Annotated in this window: 21 protein-coding genes and 3 pseudogenes; 18 read left to right on the top strand and 6 right to left on the bottom strand. The window is 39.3% G+C overall.

What is annotated here, in order from left to right; genetic code table 11:
• Positions 1 to 206: 206 nt before the first annotated feature.
• The 6 genes from MHB64_RS33130 (at position 207) to MHB64_RS33105 (ending at position 4,396) form a co-directional block, all read left to right on the top strand.
• Entirely contained in the window at positions 207 to 533 is a 327-nt protein-coding gene (locus tag MHB64_RS33130; protein WP_341136457.1) for a hypothetical protein, read from the top strand.
• Positions 534 to 795: 262 nt separating this feature from the next.
• The gene (locus tag MHB64_RS33125; protein ID WP_341136456.1) at positions 796 to 951 is read left to right on the top strand and encodes a hypothetical protein; all 156 of its coding nucleotides are present in this window, start codon (positions 796 to 798) and stop codon (positions 949 to 951) included.
• A gap of 806 nt (positions 952 to 1,757) precedes the next feature.
• Positions 1,758 to 2,855, top strand: coding sequence for a phosphohydrolase (locus MHB64_RS33120; protein ID WP_341136455.1), 1,098 nt, complete (start codon positions 1,758 to 1,760; stop codon positions 2,853 to 2,855).
• Between the two features lie 235 nt (positions 2,856 to 3,090).
• Positions 3,091 to 3,354 (top strand): hypothetical protein, encoded by a 264-nt coding sequence (locus MHB64_RS33115; protein WP_341136454.1) that lies wholly within the window; start codon positions 3,091 to 3,093, stop codon positions 3,352 to 3,354.
• A gap of 3 nt (positions 3,355 to 3,357) precedes the next feature.
• Positions 3,358 to 3,924, top strand: a complete 567-nt coding sequence (locus MHB64_RS33110; RefSeq protein WP_341136453.1) for a hypothetical protein — start codon at positions 3,358 to 3,360, stop codon at positions 3,922 to 3,924.
• Between the two features lie 61 nt (positions 3,925 to 3,985).
• Positions 3,986 to 4,396: a hypothetical protein gene (locus MHB64_RS33105; RefSeq protein ID WP_341136452.1), complete on the top strand. Its 411-nt coding sequence runs from the start codon at positions 3,986 to 3,988 to the stop codon at positions 4,394 to 4,396.
• A 253-nt stretch (positions 4,397 to 4,649) separates the two neighbouring features.
• Here MHB64_RS33105 and MHB64_RS33100 read toward each other — a convergent pair whose 3' ends face one another.
• Complete coding sequence (locus tag MHB64_RS33100; protein ID WP_341136451.1) at positions 4,650 to 6,089, bottom strand: TOPRIM nucleotidyl transferase/hydrolase domain-containing protein; 1,440 nt, start codon at positions 6,087 to 6,089, stop codon at positions 4,650 to 4,652.
• A 433-nt stretch (positions 6,090 to 6,522) separates the two neighbouring features.
• Between MHB64_RS33100 and MHB64_RS33095 the strand changes: the two genes are divergently transcribed.
• The 7 genes from MHB64_RS33095 to MHB64_RS33065 all read left to right on the top strand — a co-directional run bounded on the left by MHB64_RS33095 (position 6,523) and on the right by MHB64_RS33065 (position 11,465).
• A complete protein-coding gene (locus tag MHB64_RS33095) occupies positions 6,523 to 6,744 on the top strand; it encodes a hypothetical protein (protein WP_341136450.1) in 222 nt (73 codons plus the stop codon).
• 96 nt (positions 6,745 to 6,840) lie between these two features.
• Positions 6,841 to 7,170 carry a hypothetical protein gene (locus tag MHB64_RS33090; protein ID WP_280788230.1) on the top strand — a complete coding sequence of 110 codons (330 nt, stop codon included), beginning with the start codon at positions 6,841 to 6,843 and terminating at the stop codon, positions 7,168 to 7,170.
• Between the two features lie 93 nt (positions 7,171 to 7,263).
• The gene (locus MHB64_RS33085) at positions 7,264 to 7,785 is read left to right on the top strand and encodes a hypothetical protein (RefSeq protein WP_341109475.1); all 522 of its coding nucleotides are present in this window, start codon (positions 7,264 to 7,266) and stop codon (positions 7,783 to 7,785) included.
• A 432-nt stretch (positions 7,786 to 8,217) separates the two neighbouring features.
• Positions 8,218 to 8,472, top strand: a complete 255-nt coding sequence (locus MHB64_RS33080; protein WP_341136449.1) for a hypothetical protein — start codon at positions 8,218 to 8,220, stop codon at positions 8,470 to 8,472.
• 523 nt (positions 8,473 to 8,995) lie between these two features.
• Positions 8,996 to 10,039, top strand: a complete 1,044-nt coding sequence (locus tag MHB64_RS33075) for a multicopper oxidase domain-containing protein (protein WP_341136448.1) — start codon at positions 8,996 to 8,998, stop codon at positions 10,037 to 10,039.
• Positions 10,040 to 10,057: 18 nt separating this feature from the next.
• Positions 10,058 to 11,257, top strand: a complete 1,200-nt coding sequence (locus tag MHB64_RS33070) for a ZIP family metal transporter (RefSeq protein WP_341136447.1) — start codon at positions 10,058 to 10,060, stop codon at positions 11,255 to 11,257.
• Between the two features lie 28 nt (positions 11,258 to 11,285).
• A complete protein-coding gene (locus MHB64_RS33065; RefSeq protein ID WP_341136446.1) occupies positions 11,286 to 11,465 on the top strand; it encodes a twin-arginine translocase TatA/TatE family subunit in 180 nt (59 codons plus the stop codon).
• 320 nt (positions 11,466 to 11,785) lie between these two features.
• On the opposite strand, the pseudogene MHB64_RS33060 reads toward MHB64_RS33065, so the two are convergent.
• A pseudogene (locus tag MHB64_RS33060) lies at positions 11,786 to 11,958 on the bottom strand (IS66 family transposase); the annotation flags it as partial.
• Between the two features lie 134 nt (positions 11,959 to 12,092).
• On the opposite strand from MHB64_RS33060, the gene MHB64_RS33055 reads away from it, so the two are divergent.
• Positions 12,093 to 12,716, top strand: coding sequence for a class I SAM-dependent methyltransferase (locus MHB64_RS33055; protein WP_341136445.1), 624 nt, complete (start codon positions 12,093 to 12,095; stop codon positions 12,714 to 12,716).
• Between the two features lie 296 nt (positions 12,717 to 13,012).
• On the opposite strand, the gene MHB64_RS33050 is transcribed toward MHB64_RS33055, so the two are convergent.
• Positions 13,013 to 13,765: a ZIP family metal transporter gene (locus MHB64_RS33050; RefSeq protein ID WP_341136444.1), complete on the bottom strand. Its 753-nt coding sequence runs from the start codon at positions 13,763 to 13,765 to the stop codon at positions 13,013 to 13,015.
• Between the two features lie 723 nt (positions 13,766 to 14,488).
• On the opposite strand from MHB64_RS33050, the gene MHB64_RS33045 reads away from it, so the two are divergent.
• Both MHB64_RS33045 and MHB64_RS33040 read left to right on the top strand, forming a co-directional pair.
• A complete protein-coding gene (locus MHB64_RS33045) occupies positions 14,489 to 14,866 on the top strand; it encodes a hypothetical protein (RefSeq protein WP_341109478.1) in 378 nt (125 codons plus the stop codon).
• A 304-nt stretch (positions 14,867 to 15,170) separates the two neighbouring features.
• On the top strand, positions 15,171 to 15,758 hold the full coding sequence (locus MHB64_RS33040; protein WP_341136443.1) for a sigma factor-like helix-turn-helix DNA-binding protein: 588 nt from the start codon (positions 15,171 to 15,173) through the stop codon (positions 15,756 to 15,758).
• Between the two features lie 132 nt (positions 15,759 to 15,890).
• Here MHB64_RS33040 and MHB64_RS34015 read toward each other — a convergent pair.
• Positions 15,891 to 16,676: pseudogene (locus MHB64_RS34015) on the bottom strand (ISL3 family transposase); the annotation flags it as partial.
• Positions 16,677 to 17,635: 959 nt separating this feature from the next.
• Between MHB64_RS34015 and MHB64_RS33025 the strand changes: the two are divergent.
• A pseudogene (locus MHB64_RS33025) lies at positions 17,636 to 19,513 on the top strand (heavy metal translocating P-type ATPase); the annotation flags it as partial.
• Positions 19,514 to 19,535: 22 nt separating this feature from the next.
• Here MHB64_RS33025 and MHB64_RS33020 read toward each other — a convergent pair.
• Together MHB64_RS33020 and MHB64_RS33015 are read right to left on the bottom strand one after the other, a co-directional pair.
• Entirely contained in the window at positions 19,536 to 19,703 is a 168-nt protein-coding gene (locus MHB64_RS33020; protein WP_341136440.1) for a hypothetical protein, read from the bottom strand.
• A gap of 34 nt (positions 19,704 to 19,737) precedes the next feature.
• A complete protein-coding gene (locus MHB64_RS33015) occupies positions 19,738 to 20,004 on the bottom strand; it encodes a hypothetical protein (protein WP_341136439.1) in 267 nt (88 codons plus the stop codon).
• Positions 20,005 to 20,266: 262 nt separating this feature from the next.
• Here MHB64_RS33015 and MHB64_RS33010 point away from each other — a divergent pair, with 262 nt between their 5' ends.
• Positions 20,267 to 20,740 carry a C40 family peptidase gene (locus MHB64_RS33010; RefSeq protein ID WP_341136438.1) on the top strand — a complete coding sequence of 158 codons (474 nt, stop codon included), beginning with the start codon at positions 20,267 to 20,269 and terminating at the stop codon, positions 20,738 to 20,740.
• The last annotated feature ends 80 nt before the right edge of the window (positions 20,741 to 20,820 follow it).

Genomic DNA, 20,820 nt, shown 5'->3' with positions numbered 1-20,820 from the left:
ACTCTCCCTGAAGATTTGAAGAATAACAAAGTTACCCATAAGACACACTTCAGCATTGCCGATCGAATACGAATCATTTTCATATAGGATTTCACCCCCTGGATGTACCGGTTTGTCCGGGATTCCTATAATAGAATTTAATCGTATACGAATTATGGTAAAATAGAGAAGTTAGCAAAAAATGCGAGGATCGGGAAGTGAAAAGTGTGACAAATGAACGAATTCACGCTAGTTTAAACCGTGTCTCTAAGAAAAAACAAAGTAATTATGATATATCTGATGATACAAAGCGAGTGAATGAACTTGAATTAAACGAAAGCAGGCACCATCGAATTACCGCTTATCAAAAGGATCTGCTTGATTGGATTACAGCAGAAGGAAATGGTTCTTATCTATATTATTGGTTAAGTGATGCCTTAATAGGAAACGTAAGAAAAGATCCAGATGATATAAAAAAGATAAATGGATTTAAGACTTTGATACACCAAGCTAAAGAAAAGCCCAAAAGAGGAAGTCCTAGGATAAATCCCTGATTTACCTTCTAAGGCTGAGCGATGCAGCTAGTAGATTTATAGAGTCTTTACCGCTCCTAAATGTATGCTGTAGGTTAGGGCGTTTATGTCAGTCACACACTTTATTTTCTGTTGATGAGTGAGTATTTTGAGTAATTGCTAGGAGAATTGATAGAACAGAAGTAGGGGATAAAAAATAATAGTTTGGAGGCTGTTATAAGCAGTTTTCTTCTATTTTTTACATGATATAATTAAGTGAGATAAAGTTACCGGTGGGAAAGACATGGCAAACCCGAAAGGGGGTGACGCCATGTCGCTTCTTGAACTGTGTCTTAAAATTCTGGAAGTATTCGTGAAGATGGTCAGCATTACGACTGGTTTATTGACTTTGCGAAACAGCTGGAAAAAAGCACGTAACAAGAAAAACCACCGGCAATAGGTTGGCTCCTGATCCGGTGGTTTTTCTCTTGTAGACAATCTCGCCGTGGTCGCCCACCGGCCTTTGTCTGAGGCGCGATGTTACAGCATCGCGTCTTTATTTTATGTTCTTATGCCAATAGTATACCATATCTATTTAATAATTATCCAAGTTGTCAGGAGAAAACAATAAATAATCAATGCAAAATCGTGGGCAGTCTTTTGAGTTCAATAGTTTCCGCTGATTAGCTGTAATTCTGGATTGGCTTAAACTGAGACAGGTCGTTTAGGTTGTTAATTGTATGTGCCATTAATCTTTCCCGGAACCGAACATATCCTTGTCGTGATTATATAGTTATTATTGAAGAGCTACAGATTTAAAGGTATAATAGGAGTATATACAAATAATTACAACTTACAAGTATTCAATAACCTATGCACGTGTAAACATGAAGATAGGAATTTATTGAATACGGCGGACTGATGAATAATATCCATCAGAAGTGTAAGGAGTTGCTGTGTACATGTAGGCTAATTAAGTTACCCTATTCATGAAGACAGCAGACATGAGTTAGGTTAACTGAGTAGATGGCCAATCAAATTTTGATCATCCCAGCCCACCGCCCTCCTTGAGATGAAACACCATAAATTTATCGACAAATACAAGCTCTAACTCGAAAAATTCTCGAGTTGGGGCTTTTTCTATATACTGGCCCAGCTAAACATTGGTTCAGCTAAAGTATGAGAAAAATAACGGATGGAGCGCGAAAAGAGACTCGTATTCAAAAGGGTCTTTTTTTGTGTTTCCTAATAAGAAGGGATGACGAAATGATGAATGAAGTTAATCCGTACCAACCCGATAGACGACGCATTATTAGCCTTCGGGAAGGGGAAGAGATTACCAGCTTCTATTTGATCAAAGAAATCAGCTTTAATAAAACCGATGCTACAACCAATCGGCCTGCAGCTGAGTACATGACAATTCATTTGATGGATGAAACGGGAGAGCTTCAGGCTAAAGTTTGGGGATTATCTCCAAAGGAGAAAGAAGATTATGAAAACCGATATAGAAAGTTTCGTCTTCTAAAAGTAAAGGCTTTGGTACAGCTTTATAAGCCGGCCAATAAGGCACCAATTTTACAGTTGAAATTAATTCAGCATCGACTTGCAGAGCGGACAGATGGTTACAAACGACAAGAGTTCGTGCGATCAGCCCCTATCCAGCTTGACGAGGTGCTTGTAGCCATTAAAGAACGTCTTCAAGATGTGAGTGATCCAGTCTTAAGAAACATTGCTTTATTTTGCTATGAAAAGGCAGGGAAAAAAATAATCGAGTTTCCTGCAGCAAAGAATCTTCATCACGCATACTTCGGAGGTTTACTATATCATAAGTGGCGTGGTCTTGAAGCTATTGAATTTTATGGTGAGCAGCGCCCATTTTTGAATCTGGATTTAATGGTAACTGGCTGGCTCATTCATGACATCGCCAAAGTGGAAGAATTGCTTGTCGAGCTGGGGATCTGTTCGGATTATAGCCGGCGTGGTAAACTCCTTGGTCATATTGCAATAGCAACATTGTGGATCAGTGAAGCCTGTTTTCATTATGGTTTTGATATATATGATCATGTAGTGGAGGATCTAATGCACGTTGTCCTCGCACATCATAATAAAGCTGAGCACGGGAGTCCGGTACAACCGAGGTTACCCGAAGCGGTAGCTATCCATTACGTCGATATGATGGATTCAAGACTCCAGGGAATTGAAGATGCATTTATGATGATGAGACCTGAAGAAGAATGGACACCGAAGCTATTTATGTTAGAAAATCAATCCTTCTACCGAGGATCCCTTTCAGAGGAAGCGGAGAAACCTCAGCAAGCCCCTTTCACCGGACCTTCAGGTCCAATTTTTGGAGGCGTGGCTTAATAGAAAATAATATAGAGTCGCTTACCCTGCGAACAACTACAAGAGATTAGGCGCAGCCCATAGAGGGCTGTGCCTTTTTCTATATTAAACACCATACCCGAACTTACATTCGGGATACGAGGGAGCGGAAAAAAGTAAATATGACAACATCGATTGAGAAAAAACAAAGTGAAAAGTCAAAGTTTTTATGGTGGATGAGAATACAATTGAATTTGGGAACAGAGGGCCTGTAGGTATGAATATCAAAAAATGTTTAGTTCCTATAATGGTTTTCTTTACGATGCCAACACAGATTATCGCAAAGATAGAAATTCTATTGGACTTCTCAACCAAAGTAAGTGGGATTGAGTACAACGGAATTCTAATAGCACTCTGCGCCTTGTTATGGTGTATCTGGAAGACAAAAACAAAGCGGAAAGAAAAGGTGAGTTTTTACTCCAAGAATGCAAAGGAAATGATTCTGTCCACGGAAATTTCAGATAAAGTTCGGGAGGGATAATTGATGCTGTATAAAAAACGAAAATCTGACGTCGGATGTTCAATGATGCAAGTATTGACTGATCAAATCATCTATTTTGTAGGTGAAGAAATGGATACGCCAGAGGCTGCCTACCGAAAGGCAGCCAGTTTGATTGGTTTCGAAGCGGGAACCCTTCCGACATTTAAGGTTGTTTTAGGAAAGCTTATGGATCGATACAATCTCCTTGATAGGGAGGGATCAACAAGGCAGCTGCTATTTAACGAGCGAGTAGAAATGAGGCAACTGAAAATAGTTCTTCAGCGGCAGTTAGAGCAGTTGATAATACAAGCTGGCGACCCATCTGAGAAAGTTCGAGAACACGCATTTAAGGATTTGCAGACCCAGTTAAAAGAATATGGGGTACCGTATCGGACAATTGATGTTTATATGGAAGTTGGAAATCTAAAAGCCTGTATATGTGCTTTCGGTTGTTATCTTCAACTTGTTGAAGAATCAGGTGAAGATGTAATGCGCAGAGTGTACGGTATCTCCACAAATAAACCGGATTTTCTAATGCCAAGATTACCGAGATTAAAATGCTGCAGCTAATTACTTGGTAACAAAGAGTTGATTATCAAACACATTTAGTTTGTACAAGGAGGGAAAGATTTTGATCCTGAACTATATGACCTCTACAAAAGAAAAGAATCTGATTTTAAATCAAGGATTCATTCTTGAAGATGGAGCGATATTTGCAACAACTCAAGTTAAATCAATCATCTCTTCCAGTTTAGTGGAGTTTGAATTGGATGAAAATTGTTTTTATCATTTGTACGCTGGGGAATTAATTGATACGCTTGCCCAGATGGAAAAAGGAGCAGGACCATGTATGAGTATATTTGGAGTGCCCTTTGTCTGCGATCGCTCCGGGCTACTCATGTTTGGTGAAGAGGTAATTAATCGGGGATATATGGGAGTCTGCTGTCCATCCATGGTTGGAGGAAATCAGCTTCATTACAATGTCATCATTTTTGATATAGAAGAATTGAATAATCAGTTAATGGTCAATGTTTCAAACTAGGAGCAGTGATGACAATGAGATACTATAAACTAGAACTCTGGCCATCTATGCCATATGTGTTTCATTAAACGGAAGCCTGTTATACGAAAGTATAACAGGCTTTTTTCTATATGATTAAAGAATAACTTATAGTGCTTATTGAGTTTTTATTAAGAATATGGTCCACCGAATGACCAGATGCAGATCAGATCAAAAGTAAAAAAATATCGATAATTGCTTCGTCATCCATAGTAAGTAGTTTCACATAAATATTTTACTTTATCCCACATAATTTGTACGCATCATTAATGAGATTCTTAATAAGATCCGGAACTTCATCAGCATGCATTAACTCTGAGGCTTTTTTATTGAAACGAACCTTATCTAATTTTGAGTTGAAAGATTTTAGAACATAATTGATTTGTGTGATAATTCCTCGATTTTCATCAAAATTCGAAGCTGAAACGTTTCCCCCCGTCGGATATAACTCGTTTAACGCTTGGGCTACGATTTGAAGTGGTACCAGATCTTCAAATTCACCTTTAGGGATGAAAGATAAGCTGAATCGGTCAAGACTTCCTTCGATCATTCTCTCAATCTCCCGCTTCTCCTTTTCAGCATCACTATCAAGAAGAACACAGATTTTCACATTCGGAATGTTATTGCGAAATAATTTAAAGGCCTCCAGGACCTTTTGTTTTGATTTGCAATTCATAACGAGGATATTCCGACTGGCTAACGGTTTCCCAATTCGAATAGCCATAACAGGAAGTGCAGCTTCTTCCGAGGAGCCTTCGACAAGAATGATGCATTTACTGTTTTTGACCGTGTTTATGGTTCCAGTACTGTTTTGGATAATATCAATTAAACGGATAGATATTCCTTGTCTGAATTGTTTATAGAGGTAGAATCCGACTTGAACATGAAGATCCATATGTGCTTTGGTAAGGTGTACGTAGAAAACATCATTATGGTTAAGCGATACATCTCCATGAGGTATACCACAATGCGGGCAGATAAATTCTTTGTCTATTGGCATGGTGTTTGGAATAGAGTTTTTTAGCTTCTCTAGCTCTACAGCCATCGGAGCCAGTTCAGGCGAGTTTATCAATCCATCCATTAATCCCATTGCCTTATAAGTCTCTTGGCTGATAAAGGAAGTAGCTAAATAAAGACCAAAATTAATCTCATATTTGGGCATCTCGACATCATTGAAATTGACTGTATTTAACAGTGATTTTGCACTTTGCGCCTGCCATCGGTACGCTTTGGAGAAAAAATCATTCAATTGAATCAGCGGAGGAAAAAGCATAATTTGAAGAATATAGTTGGTAAAGTCGTCTTCGGAAGGGAGCAACTGTTCTTCTAGTTCTATAGAGTCATAGAGATCTTCGATATATATCAGATCTTCATTTTTTAAATTGAATTCATTTGTAATATCTTCGGCTAACTCAGAAGCGAAAAAATGAGTGAATGGAGTTAATTCAAATTTTATTTGGATTTCTGTTGGAACTTCGTGGGGTAAGTGGGTCTTGTACAAATCTAAAAGTGTATATCCCCAACTGGAATGATATAACTCTACCTTTTCCTTCAGGGATTTATCCTCCTGATCATTAGTACATAACTTGAACAGTTTTAAAAGTATTTCTTCGTGTTGAAACACAGTCATATCGTGAAAGACGCGCTTAATAACATCTAAAGGGAATATTTTCAAAGATTATCACTCCATTTGTTTATTGAGATATTTTCTATTATGAAATAAATGGTTATCAATCTCAATTCAAAATACTACTACTTTCAAAGTCGATTGTATGTTACAAATCTCTATTGTAGGCGGCGTTGCGTGAGTGAGAACCGGCTACTCGTGAGTCATCTAAAGCTGAGGATTGTCTAACTATAAATTCCATCATATCAACAAATCCAATCATTTTCTTATCAAATTACAATTTTCCAAGATAATACATCTTATTATGTATACGATCGTTTACAGAAGCGAGTGTGTGAGGTAATATAATCTTGAGGTAATGAAGAATTTTTTCCTAAATCCTCCATTAGTCGGATGTTGGATACGTGAACTTATATCTTAGTTTGACTCCGAAAGGACAAACATAGTGACGTATTTACCAGAATATGAGGGGGCTTTACAGTTGCGTGAAGGTGAAATCAAACGAATGCCTGCACCTGAAGAGATATTTCATAATTTTGAATTAATACCTCTGGACTATCTTATTCAAAAGATCGGTGAGAATCATTTTTCCATCCACCGGGAGCCAACGGGTTTGGAGGTGCAGGAGGCAAAATATGATAATGAAACCTTTCTATATGAAGGAAAGCATTATTTTGTCTCTGATAGCCCTACTTACAAATGAAGAAGAGGTAGTAAAGATGGTTTACTCATATTGGGAAGCGATTAAGACGTTAATCCTAATTTAGTTTTTTATTTGATTATTAGCGGAGGGTTGAAAATGAAGAAATGGATCAATTTATCAATACTTCTTCTGTTGTATAAGATCTACATTGAGTTATTCGAGGTTTCTGAGCTCCCTACAATTGTCTCTATGACACACATACAGGCAATGGTAATCATTGACGTTGTATTAAAACTGATATTACATCCTGGTTTCTTTTATATTATCAATGCCGGCTGCCTCATGTATGTTTTGATTCGTATAGGCAAAGAAACTGATGAAAATGAGAAAATGAAATATACCAAGGATCTTTCAAGTCTAACTGTTCTTCTAATAGGATTTGTATTGTTCCCATATGTATCTGAATTGGTACATAATTTGACTTGATGAAATAAGACCTACAACAATAGAATTCTTCTTTTCTAATCCAATAGTCTACTAAAGAGTTGGAGCGTGTCTATAATGCACATTTTTTCAAGATTGAAAACCAAAAAGGTTGACGTTATTAAGGATGATCATCTTCTTATCGGTCCCACGCAATCGGGGAGAACTCACAATTGGTTAAATGAACGTGAAAAACTAAAAATGATTGCTAATTCACTTTTAGTTAAAGGCGAAGTACATTATGTGGACCTGTCCGTGAACGATAATAACAAATTTACAAATCTGCTACCAGATTGCCAAACATATCAAGACGCAAATGAATTCACTTTTTTACTAACAGATTTTAAGAGAAAGTTTGATCAAAGAATCAAGCTATTCTCTGAGGGCAGATCGATTGCTGACCTTCCATTTATATATATGGTTGTGAACGAAACAGACGAGCTTCCTGAGGATTTAAGAATAAGTTTACAACTGTGTATGAAGTATCTGTTAGAAAAGCAGCGCATTGCCAAAATGGTATTTGTTTTGTACTCAAGTAAAGAGGATAGCTGGGATCAATACTACAAAATGAATAAATTCGTACCGATAAATTATTCCCCAAACCTTCTCAAAAGTTAAAGGATCATATGAAGAAAGTTAGGATTCTCTCAAATCAACATTTATTGAATGAAGATAAGACGGATTTAAAACTTCGGCCATCATTAAACAGTCGCTTAATTATCTTCAATGAAAGGGAGCGTGCATCAGAGTGGAGATTATAATTTTTGTTGCTTCGATTGTCCTGTTCGTTTTGATAGGGCTAGGAATTAATATTTACAGCGCTTATTTGGACAAAAAGAGACATTGGGAACACGTTCAAAAGATGAAACATAAATGAATAGAACAGTATGTAAGGAATATAGACGCATTCGGCGTATTAAAAAGGGAGCATATCAATGGTTACAATGACGGTGTATGTAAATAGCGAGGTGTTTTGTTGGATTGTAAACATTCTAAACAAAAGCATGACTTGTGAATGGGTGGGTTCACATAAAGACATGGAGTGATCATATGAAAGAATGGCTCTATGAGCTGCTTGAAAAATTGACAGGTAAGCACTATCACATTTTTGACAAACCATCACAAATAGAATACCTGGATGGAACCCAGTTTTTTCATTGCCGTTGCGGAGCGATGGCAAAAATAAAAAGAATACAAGTCGTAACAATGTGGTGTCCACGCTGTCAAGTTTGGACGAATGAATATAATCGATTCAGTCAACATGATTGCGGAACTGATGTTCTTTCAACTAAAGACGGAGAATAGTTAAATCACGCCTATGAGGGCAATGATCTTCAATGAATAAATCAGTTCATAAGGAGAGATTCAACATGGAACTCGAAAATGATGAAATACATATTGTTTTGAGACATTTTCAGATATATAGCTCTGTAGAAAAAACCTTCACAAAAAAAGATATTGCCTTAAAGTATGCAGCCGAAATGGATAAATGTCGGAAGACAAGAATGTGTTCCGCATGAAACCCGCATAAATTGCGGGTTTTTCTTTTTTACGGTACATATTCTTGTCAAAAGCTAATGACAAGAATATGTACCGATCGCCGAATTAGGCCAAGAATGTGTACCGTACACCGATAATTACCTATATAAAGATAAGGACAATCCAACAAAAATAATTCTTTACAAAGTGCCCACTGTATCATATATTCTAACCAAGATAAATGTTTCCTTAAGGAAACATTTTTAGATTAGGGGTAAAATGATTTTAATTTAAAATATTTTGCCCTAAGGAAAAGTTTTAACTTAAATTAACTCGGAGGTGAATAGGAATGTCATCTAATAATAAGCGGAACTTATCAAGAAGAAGTATTTTGAAAATGGGCGCAGCAGGAGTAGTGGGGGTGTTAGGAACTAGTTTTTTTAACACTAGTTCATTATTCACCAAGACAGCTAATGCCATGGATAAGAAGGAAATGCATCACACTTTGAAAAGTCAAATGAATCAGGGTATGGTTCACGGTTATGATCCGGGAACGGATTCTACTCCAGGGCTGGAAGCAGCGGTTAAAGCGTTAACCGCATTCGATTATGGAGTAGTAAGTAAAGCGCCTGATGGCAGAACCATTAGGGAATATAATATTCTTGCCTGGGATGCAGAGGTGGAAATTGCAAAAGGTATTAAGTTTCCGGGATGGACATTCAACGGTACGATACCTGGCCCAACCTTACGATGTACAGAAGGGGACATTATTCGAATAAAGTTCGGGAACGGATCAGCACATCCGCATTCCATACATCTGCATGGCATACATCCAACTAATATGGACGGTTTGGAGCCTGTACCTACCGGGAAAGAATTCGTCTATGAGTTTGAAGCCAAACCCGCTGGATTGCAGCCTTATCATTGTCACGTACCGCCTCTAGCTAGGCATATTCACAAGGGATTATATGGTCATTTTATTATTGATCCAAAGAAACCACGAAAACAGGCAAAAGAGTTAAGCATGGTCATGAATGGATTCGATTTGGATTTAGATGGGGAAAATGAAGTATACACGGTGAACGGATACGCATTCGCTTATCAATCCAGACCGATTAAAGTAAAGGTTGGAGAATTAGTTCGGATTTATTTAAGCAACTTGACGGAATTCGATCCTATCAATTCATTTCATCTGCATTCCAATTATTTTCACTATTACCCCACTGGTGCTGATCCTGATGCGCGTCCGTTGTTTACGGATACGATCATGCAATGCCAAGGCGAAAGGGGCATTATTGAGATTACCTTTCCAACTCCAGGTAGATACATGTTTCATGCCCATCAGAGTGAGTTTACTGAGCTCGGATGGATGGGTTTTTTCGAAGTTGAGTGACATTAGGAGGGGTATATTGTGCAGACCGAACCATTAAATAAAAAACGAAATCACGGAACGGTGTGGTTACTGGGGATATTACCGCTGTTGCTCTTGGCAGGGATGATCTACGTTTTTGGCAATTGGGGAACAGGTGTTGATGAACAGCAAGCTGCTCCAATTGAAGTATTGAATATCGAACGTATTATACTGACAGATGAGGGATTTGAGGTGAGGGTTTTGAATTCAGGACCTGAACCGCTAACTATTGCACAGGTTGTAGTGGACGGCTCGTTTTGGAATGCCTCTTATACACCAAGCTCAACTATTGAACGGTTGGGAAATGCAACAGTCTATGTCCCTTATCCATGGGTTGAAGGCGATCCGCATGAAATTAAGCTCATTACAGAAAACGGTTTAATCTTTGTAGGCGATGTAGCGGCAGCCATGAAAACGCCTGAGGCAGATAGCAAGCGGTTTATGCAATACTCGTTAATCGGAATTTATGTAGGAGTAATTCCAGTTGGCCTCGGTTTGATGTGGTATCCATTTATGCGTCGTTTTTCCTCTAAGGGGATTCAGGGCGTTTTGGCATTTACTGTAGGTTTGTTGTTCTTTCTTGCCATTGACACGATTCAAGAGGGATTGGAATTGGGAGTGGAGGCGCCAGGCGTGTTTCAAGGAACGGGACTCGTTTGGTTTGGAGCTGTACTCAGCTTTTTATTTTTACTTGCAGTTGATCAGACCAATTTTAAGAAGAATACAGTTGAGCGTAATTATGGAAAGCAAGTTTCCTACAAAATAGCAGGCGGGATCGGTCTCCATAATCTCGGTGAGGGTCTTGCGATTGGTGCAGCCTTTGCCGCGGGTGAGGCAGCGCTGGGTACATTCCTCATTATCGGATTCACACTTCATAATATAACGGAAGGCATCGGAATAGCAGCTCCACTCTTGAAGGCAAGACCGACTATTAAGACTTTTCTTGCATTGGCCGTTTTAGGAGGGGCTCCAGCAATCGTAGGTACCTGGATAGGAGGATTTGTCTTCAATCAAACATTGGCGGCTCTGTTCTTCGGTATTGGTGCCGGTGCAATTGTTCAAGTTATATTTGTTATTGCTAAAATGATCGTAAGGGATGCCAAAGCGGAAGGTGCTCCCAGCGTATCGTGGCTCAATTTTGGCGGACTCACACTGGGGATCCTGTTGATGTATGTAACCGCATTGTTAGTGAATTTCTAACGGATAGAATGGGGAGATGGATGTGCCAATGAATATAGGGGTTGCGGGAATTGTATTGCTTGTCATTTTGGGACTACTTCTTTTCGGACCCTCTAAATTGCCGCAGCTGGGAAGAGCGATCGGCACAACCTTATCTGAGTTCAAAAGAGGAGCAAAGGGACTAGTTGAATCTGAAGAGAACACAGAAAATAATAAGGATGTACTATAGGGGTCCCGCCAACATTTTAACGAAAATATACGCTAAGCTCTCGATCATGTCCGGCTTGCGTTTTTCTTACTCAAAGCTGGTCCGGGTGACTGTCTCAGAGCAACCGGTCATTCTACCTGGAGTATACCAGCGTAGCTGACACCACCCGCAAGCGTATGGATTAAAATGGGAATTCACGACCATTTCAAACGTGTATATTGCTATATTCGTGGCAATTAGCGTCGGGGCTTCTTCTATGATTGCTAAAAATGTGGGAGCAGGAAAACTGGAAGAAGCTCGTCAAATCGCCAGATAATCCACTTGGCTATCCGCAATATGTCTTAGTTAATATTTTCGGTAAAATGTTGGCGGTACCCCAGTAGTGGAAAAGGATCCATTCCGTTCTCCTTTGCCGTCTCGATGACGCTGTAGATTGCCGCACTGGCTTGCACGCCTCGCGGGGATTAGCAAAAAGCCAGTTCTTCCGTCCAATGACAAACGGCATGATCGACCGACTGCACGATTCTCGGGTGGCTTAAGCTATGGATTGCCATACTCAGTGACACCGGTCAGCATTGATAGTGATAATGAATAGCCTTCGATATTTAGTACTAAAGATTAATCAAGATCCCAATGTGGAGGGGACGTATGAATAATAAATGGAATAAGGTCGTTTATAAAATCGGTGCTCCATTCTATGACCGCCTATTTAATACGGGTTCTTTTTTAAAGGCAAGAAAAAGGGTTTTTGAAGAACTTTCATTAAGACAGGGTCAACATATCTTATTTGTCGGGGTCGGCACGGGTGCTGATCTGGAATTTTTCCATACATCAGGAATTAAAATAACGGCTATTGATATTTCCGCTTCTATGCTGGCCATGGCTAAGGCCAAAGTAAATCAGCATATGGATATTAACTTTATTGAAATGGATGCGCAACAACTGCAGTTTCAAGAGCAAACCTTTGATATTGTTGTAGCTAATCTTATTCTGTCTGTAGTTCCCGATGCTAATCAATGTATGGGCGAAATCGTTAGGGTGACCAAAGAACAAGGGACCATAGTAATTTTTGACAAGTTTGAACCCGACAAGGGGAAGCCATCTTTATTTAAGAAACTTCTTCGTCCGGTTATTTCTCTGCTGGGAACAGATATAGGACGGAATTTCCAAAGCATTGTACAACCATTCTATGAAAAGTTACAAATAAAACAGAATACGCCTGTTCTGTTGAATGGAATGTATAGGAAAATTATATTGGAAAAATTGAAATAGCACTGAACCGATGGCTACATTTCAAGAGATTTAGTGTCTTTGATATATTTGGAAAAGCGATCTCCCACATTAGGATACAAAAGTGATAATCAGTTTGTTCACTCTCAAGCAGCCGAGGAGTAAGGATAAGCAATCTGAAAATGGTAACTGAATTATAGCGAAAAGGACAAACCTGTTATAATCATAAACAGGTTGTCTTTTTTAATTAATCTCAAAATTTAAAATAATAAAAGTATAGAAGTAGAGTTGAGCGCAAAAGGTCGATAGTTCAAGATAAACGTTTGTAACCAGGAATCTCAAAGAAAAAGTGCATACACCCCTCCAAATATTATGCCAGCGAATATACCAAATAAGTTTCTTGTTTGTCCGCTTTCCTTTAAAGCAGGTTTTAAAATTTCAAACCAAGTGATGTAGAGCATGGTTCCAACTGCAATACCCAGCATAACGGAGAACGTGCCTGGGATAATCATTCCGAATTTATACCCTAGCATTGTACCTATTGCGGTTGGAAAACCAACTATAACTGACGTGAGCAGCATCGTCCAGGGGGGCAAGCTTGCCAATACAAAAGGGAGCCCTAAAACCATGCCCTCAGGAATTGCATGAAGTATCATTGTAACAACCAAACTTTTGGCCAATTCAGGTGTACTTAGCAAACTGGTACCAAAAGAAACGCCGGAAGGGAAATTATGAAGTGCAACTGCAAAAGCTAATAATATGCCGGATTGTATAAAAATATCTTTTTGTGCACTGTTGGTGATGATAACAATTCGTTGGAAAAATCTTTCGATTTGTCGTGCCAGTAGGTAACCTATTGTGAAGCCAGCTCCGGTCAAAAATAGTCCACCTTCCCGAATACTTTCGGGAATTATTTCGAAAAAGATTAAAGATATAATGAGGCCTGTCACTGCCATAATCAGGAGTGAAATGTGTTGACGTTTTGTATACCTGATCAAATATGCTGAGGATCCCCCAATGCCAATTCCAAATCCGCCGATTCCAAATCCTATCAATCCCCAGGACAGCGTATTTATGTAACTGTTTACCAATCAAATCACCCCTTTGCAATCAATTCAATAACAATTTTATGAATGTTTATAGGCATGTATGAATTTACTGTTAATGATCTACAAGCTGCTGTTGAACAAACTGCCTTTAGCTGTTGGCTTTGAAGATCGATACAATGTGTGGACATTTAACCTTATTGCTTCGTGGAGTAGGTAAGATCCTAGGGGATCTAGATTCAGCTTCACTAAAGTTAATTAAGATATCGTAGCTGAGGTGAGTTATACCAACGGAGCAACAAACATAATATATTCAGAACATCAAAATATCTCGTGAATCAACTAGCTAAACGTTTGTTTAGTGAAATGTATAAAATATTTTAAATTTGGTTTTTAACTGCCTCAAATGTCCGCATTAAGTTTTCTTCTTGGTGCAACCACCAGCTGTTCTGATACCCTACCGTTTCTACAACGGGTCTAGCTGAAATGAAATATCCTTCAGCCAATCAAGTCAAGGTCAAGGGAAATACTGAACATACTGAAGTAGTTACACACGATGATTCTCTAAGCAAAGGTTTTAATTGGCAGTATGTTTCATGTTCTCTAATCCAAGCATCTTCAATCCTATCTGGATAAATTCTGCTTCCTACAAATCAACGGAATTTTGCAGCCCGAATGTTAAAGTGGCAATTTATCGTTTGTCTATAAACGGATAAACTTAATTTTAAAAAAATATATTTGTAGATGGTATAGATGGGGGATTGTGTCGTGAGAAGATTGCTTTTCGGGAAACTTGTAATGTCCATGATCATTGGTTTTGTTGTGTTTTTTTTGGTTCCTTTAGTAGTTAGTATTTCTTATGGCAATATCCCATTTCATAAAGATTTTCTCGGTTACCGAATTCAAGGAGCCCCAACATCTGGAATTCCTTTGTTGGGAATTCCAGCAGGCAACACAACAACACCGAACGTTCTATTACCGTCAAACTCTTCGAGTGTAGATCCTTCAGATTATTATCGAAAAAAAGAAATGTCTTTTTGGCATGTGCAAAGGGATTTAGGAGTACTTATCCTGGTAGCGATTCTGGCAATCTTGTTGGACCGTAAATTTGGCAATTGGTTTTTGCGCTGGGTACGAAGAAGATGATTTCCCTTTCTCATTTGCTCTGGAAGGTAATTCGGCATTAACCATTACTTATATTTGTCCTTTTATTTTCGTAAGCACTTGCCGTACTTATGTCCTTCAATAATTGACATTCAGGTATCAAAACGAATATAGTGGGGATAATATATGAATAGATGATCACTTGTGATTTTGATGCAGTTTGGAGAGACGGGGAAACGATGTAGGTAGTAAATGCACAAGTAAACCGAGACGAGAGGTAAAAGGAAATGAGTATATGCTAGCGGGTGCTCTACACTAATCATGGGGGGAGGAAAGGAGGTTTCACATGATGCTGACTCAGAAGATGGAGAGTTATATATTTAAACTTGCAAAGAAAGGAAATCGAAAAGCCTTTGGCGACCTGATCGATATGTATAAGGATTCCGCTTTTACGTTGGCTCATCAGCTAATGAACGATCCCATTGAAGCGGAGAAAATCGTGATTCACACTTTTCTCTTACTACACAGTCAAATAGATAAACTTCCTGTTGGGGCAAAGCCTTCTACCGTCATCTATCAATTTTGCATTAAGTTTTGCATGGAAAAAATAAAATCCGAAGGGAAACTGGAAAAGGAGCTAGAAAATCAACTTCCATTGCGAGAAATAACCTTGAATATCGATATGCCGGATATAAAATCAAAGCTGGCCCATTCCATACATGGAATGCCAATAATCCATAAGACTGTTGTAATTTTGAAGTATGTCATGAATTTATCATTAGCGGAAATAAGTGATATTCTGCAGATGAATACTCAGAATGCTAAAACCTATCTGAGAGATGGGCGTGAGTATCTAAGCCTTCAATTGTCTTACCAATTGATCCAAAATGAACGAATCAACAAGTTTGACGAACGTTTACAATTAAGTTTTTGATCAGTCCAATTCCGTCCGGAAACTGAGTCTTGGATCTAAATAAAAATAAATATGAAAGTGGTGTTTCAAATGAGTTTTTTCTCAAGATCATCAAGTAGTAAGTCAAACAAATACAGTCATTATGGTAATAAACTGAACCGATTTTCGGACCGCCTGGACATTTTCAATGACGTAACCGTGAACGTGGAACCGATCGGCAATCCGAATCGCCTTTGGAAAACACTCGCTGATCCAGGTGTGATACGTTTGAGCCAGGTCCATGACGACCGCCTTGGGATTCAGGTTCAAAAAATCGGGATGCTGCTCGGCATACGCACGCAACGCGTCCAGCTTTCGCCCAGCAAGCAGGTCTAGCATGGTTTCGCCTCGAAGATCGTGAATACCGGCATTGTAGGTGTGTCCCTTTTTGATCGCAAAGTCGTCGATGCCGAGCACCAGATCTGCCGTATCTTTGGCTTGACGCCAAGCCTGCTCGAGCAGACGTTCGTTCTCTGCGGGTAAGGCCTCTTGATGCATGCGCTGAACCGTGCTGGCCGGTGCTTCTTGCATTCTCGCGCTATGCGCTGCCGTAGAGCCCAGCGCCTGGTTTACGGTCTGTGAGGGGAAAAGCCGACTGTATTGTTCCTTGGGGCCAACCAACGTATATGACCAAACAAAACCAATATTGCACCGCGAGCAGGCTAAGCGCAGCGAGGGAATGTGCAAAAAGCACTTTTTACCAAAAACGCTGACATGCGAATCTTGCGCGGCTTATTGCGGGCGTCTCTTTACCGCTTTTTCGGAGTAGCAGATCGGACAGGGCTGTTTGTACGCCACCGGAGAGGCTTCCAAATGCACTTCCGCTGCATTGATGGAGAGAACGCTATGAAATTGTAGCTCTGGTAATTCGAGCAGTTCGTTGATATACTGGACTGGCATCTGTGATATCCTTTTTTGTTGTTGAGGTAGGACTTACAACAATACAGGAATTACAGATGTTTTTCCATTTCTATCTTCGTTTTTTCCGCGCTTCGATTCTCAACCGCTAATTTTGGTTTTGAGCCTAAATAGTTTTGCAGAATTTAATCCAGAAAACGCTGAAATGCAATCTTGTAAATTTTTATTCCTCCACTGGCCTTAATTTCCTCTGTTCTGCAGCTTTGTTTCCTCCTTCCGTACGTGCTCCAAAAAATTCTTCTTAAGTGGTACTTCCCATTTTCCGTGTTGTTCTGCAATGCATTTTGAACTTAGCAGATCTTTGCGAAGCTTCAGAACCGCTTTTTTCAGCAGTCTGTCTTTGCGCTTCTCCAGTAATCGCGTTTTGAGTTCTCGGCGTCTTCAATGGTAAGGAGCACGTGTACGTGATCCTGTACGACTCTCATCCAACGAATATGAGGAAGTCGAGGGAATAATCGGTCATTAATCACTTGGAACCGAATGATGCCTTCCTAACAGAATTAAGTAACTTTTCAGAATCCGAACAAGAAAGCTCTGATCACTCATTTGCTGGGTTTTTCAATATTCCAATTTTCTTTGCTAAACAACATAGTTTCTATTATAACATGCTTGTTTAATTAATCAGAAAATATGCTGTTTTTCCTGAGTTGATGCATGAGCATATAATCATGAATTTTTCTTGTAAAAAGGGTTAATTTAATTGTATCAATCTAAAGGAGCGGACGGGTGTGTTGTTATTTGTGGAACCAGATTGCGTCAATTGTGCCATGAAAATCGAAAATGGTGTAAAAAGACCTAAGGTTCAGACTTCGGAAGCAACCACATGACTCAAAAAGTTCGAAGTTTAAAGTGTAACATTGATATTAATGAGAAGGGGGAATGAACGAGTGGATCAAAAAAAAGAGGAACATGAAAATAAGCACGATGGCGATGGACATGAAGGTCATTCGCATGAGAGTGGTAAAGGAAAAAATAAGATTATGATAATTCGTTTGACCGCCGGTGCAGTACTCGCCGCAATTGGAATGATATTCTCATTATCCGGTTGGTGGGAAGTAGTATTATTTTCAATAGCATATCTCATCATCGGTGGTAATATTGTCCTGCAGGCGATTAAAAATATCCTTCGTGGTCAAGTGTTTGATGAATACTTTTTAATGTCAGTGGCTACAATTGGCGCGTTTGCTATCCAGCAATATCCTGAAGGTGTAGCTGTAATGCTCTTTTACCAAGTAGGGGAGTTATTTCAGAGTATTGCCATTAATCGATCCCGTAAATCCATTAGTGCGCTGTTGGATATCAGGCCCGATTATGCAAACTTAAAAACAGGAAACGAAACGAAACGGGTGACGCCAGAAGAGGTTAACATAGGAGATCACATTGTTGTCAAGCCCGGTGAAAAGGTACCATTGGATGGAGTAGTTATTGATGGAAGCTCAGCGGTAGATACATCCGCACTAACCGGTGAATCTATGCCTCGGGAAGTTGAAGTGAAGAGTGAAGTCCTGGGCGGTTTCATTAACAAAAACGGAGTATTAACTGTGGAAGTGACCAAGCTGTTTGGTGAATCGACAGTATCCAAAATACTGGAACTAGTCGAAAATGCAAGCAGTAAGAAAGCGCCGACTGAGAAATTCATTTCTAAGTTTGCACGTTACTATACGCCGGTTGTTGTCATCGTCGCTTTACTTCTGGCGGTTGTACCTCCCCTGGTTTTAAGTGGAGCTACCTTTTCAGATTGGATCTACCGAGCGCTCGTCTTTCTGGTCATATCTTGTCCTTGTGCGCTTGTGGTTTCCATACCGCTAGGCTTTTTTGGAGGAATTGGAGCGGCATCCAAGACAGGTATTCTTGTCAAGGGCAGCAATTACTTGGAGGCCTTAAACAATGTTAAGTATGTTGTATTTGACAAGACAGGAACACTCACTAAGGGAGCCTTTAAAGTTACTGGTATTAATCCTGCCGGAGAATTATCCGAAGACGAACTTCTTGAATACGCGGCATTTGCGGAGCTGCATTCAACTCACCCTATCGCTGAATCCATACGGATCGCCTACGGGAAGGAGATCAGGGAAGATCAACTGGAGGGTTATAATGAAATCTCGGGACATGGCATACAAGTAAAGGTTCAGGGGAAAGAGGTCTTAGCCGGTAACATCAAGCTAATGAACAAGTACAATATATCTTTTGAAACGCCCAATGAGGCAGGAACGGTTATTCATGTTGCAATTGAAAAAGAGTATGCGGGGTATATTGTCATCTCGGATGAAATAAAAGATGATTCCGCAAAGGCCATTCGTTCATTAAAAGAATTAGGCATAAAGAAAACCGTGATGTTGACAGGGGACGCCAAAGCCGTTGGTGATTCAGTTGGACAGCAGCTCGGTATAGATGAAGTGCATGCAGAGTTACTGCCACAGCATAAAGTGGAAGAGATTGAGAAGTTGATGCAAAGTAAATCGCCTAAAGAAAAAATAATTTTTGTTGGTGACGGTATTAATGATACTCCAGTGTTAGCTCGGGCAGATGTGGGTATAGCCATGGGTGGATTAGGGTCGGATGCCGCTATAGAAGCAGCTGACATTGTCATTATGACAGATGAACCCTCGAAAATCTCGACAGCTATTCGAATTGCTAAGAGAACCAGACGGATTGTTTGGCAGAATATCATCTTTGCATTAAGCGTAAAAGCGATATTTTTACTCTTAGGCGCTTTTGGTTTTGCTACTATGTGGGAAGCAGTATTTTCAGATGTAGGCGTGACCGTGATTGCGGTCTTGAATGCCATGCGAATCTTAAGAATGAGTACATCCAATTGATGTTTCCAACGTCTTTATCAATCTAGGATGACATTAGAAAAGAAGTATGAGTTACAATGATCATGTCTAATGATGACGGATATTTCCCGCTGCGTTCTGTGCCATCAGGCATACACACGATGGAGGTATCCTTTTTCTTTTTGCTAAAGCACAAGTAACCCATAAGATGCCCACTTCTTAAAGTGTTCATCTTATGGGTTACACAATTCAACTACTCTTGCTTTTTAATGTTTTCCGTGAAGTCCCCAATGGGGTGCCTGGAAGTGTCCATGATCTTCATGTTTGTCGTAATGGCCAGGGATACCTACCCAATGGAGTCCATGAGGAACTTCCAGGGTTGGTGGAAATCCTGTAGGATAAACTTCTCCTTCTCCTGCTTTAATAAAACCTATGTGTGCTTGTTCATGTTCTCCAAGGTCAACATGGCCTCCGTGAGCAACAAATTCATAATGCTCAGGAATATGGATATGTTGCCATTCGTGATCTGACATTGCATCTCATTCCTTTCGGTGATTTTAATACAAAGATATTATTGGGATAAATAATTATTTTTATTCAAGAGGAAATTAAGATTTATCACGTGATTGAATGGAATGACATTGACAAAGCAAAAAAAAATATACTACAATGTGTAGAGTGACAAAATAGTAATAATTTAATGTCATAAACGTAAGATGTCAGATCGCTCAGAACGTTGTAACTACTTGAAAGTGTTTCGGAATATTGGATACGTACATAAGGAGGAGTATTTTTTTGAAAAGAATAATAATGTCCTTTTTTGGCGCGACGGTATTGTTCGGTGCTATTGCTACTAACACATATGCAAATCAAACTATGATAGAGAATCAGGTTAGCGAGGTAATTGGAACTCCATATAAATATGGTGGGTCTACAACTGCAGGTTTTGATTGTTCGGGTTTTATTTTACATATTATGGATAATTATAAATTAGATTTACCTCGAACTTCACAGACACAAGCTAAATCTGGAAACTACGTGGAAAAAGAAAATCTGCGTATTGGGGATCTTGTTTTCTTTAATACAAATGGTAGAGGAATTTCACATGCAGGGATATATATGGGAGAAAATAAGTTTGCTCATTCTTCAACTAGCAAGGGAGTAACTATAAGCAGTTTATCTGAAGGATATTACAAGGATAGATATGTGACTGCACGAAGAGTGCTCGGCAAGGTCATGTTAGATAAGGTCACTAGTGAGATCCATTAATTTTATCAAGCGAAAGTAATTTTTTATTTCAAATAAAGTTGTTTTAGGGATCATTCATATGACTTAACCAAAAGGAATAT

This window comes from Paenibacillus sp. FSL K6-2859, from assembly GCF_038008265.1.
In the GTDB taxonomy this organism is placed as follows: domain Bacteria; phylum Bacillota; class Bacilli; order Paenibacillales; family Paenibacillaceae; genus Paenibacillus_AQ; species Paenibacillus_AQ nitricinens.
The sequence above is the reverse complement of the archived record's forward strand: the minus strand, read 5'-3'. Positions and strand labels throughout refer to the sequence as shown.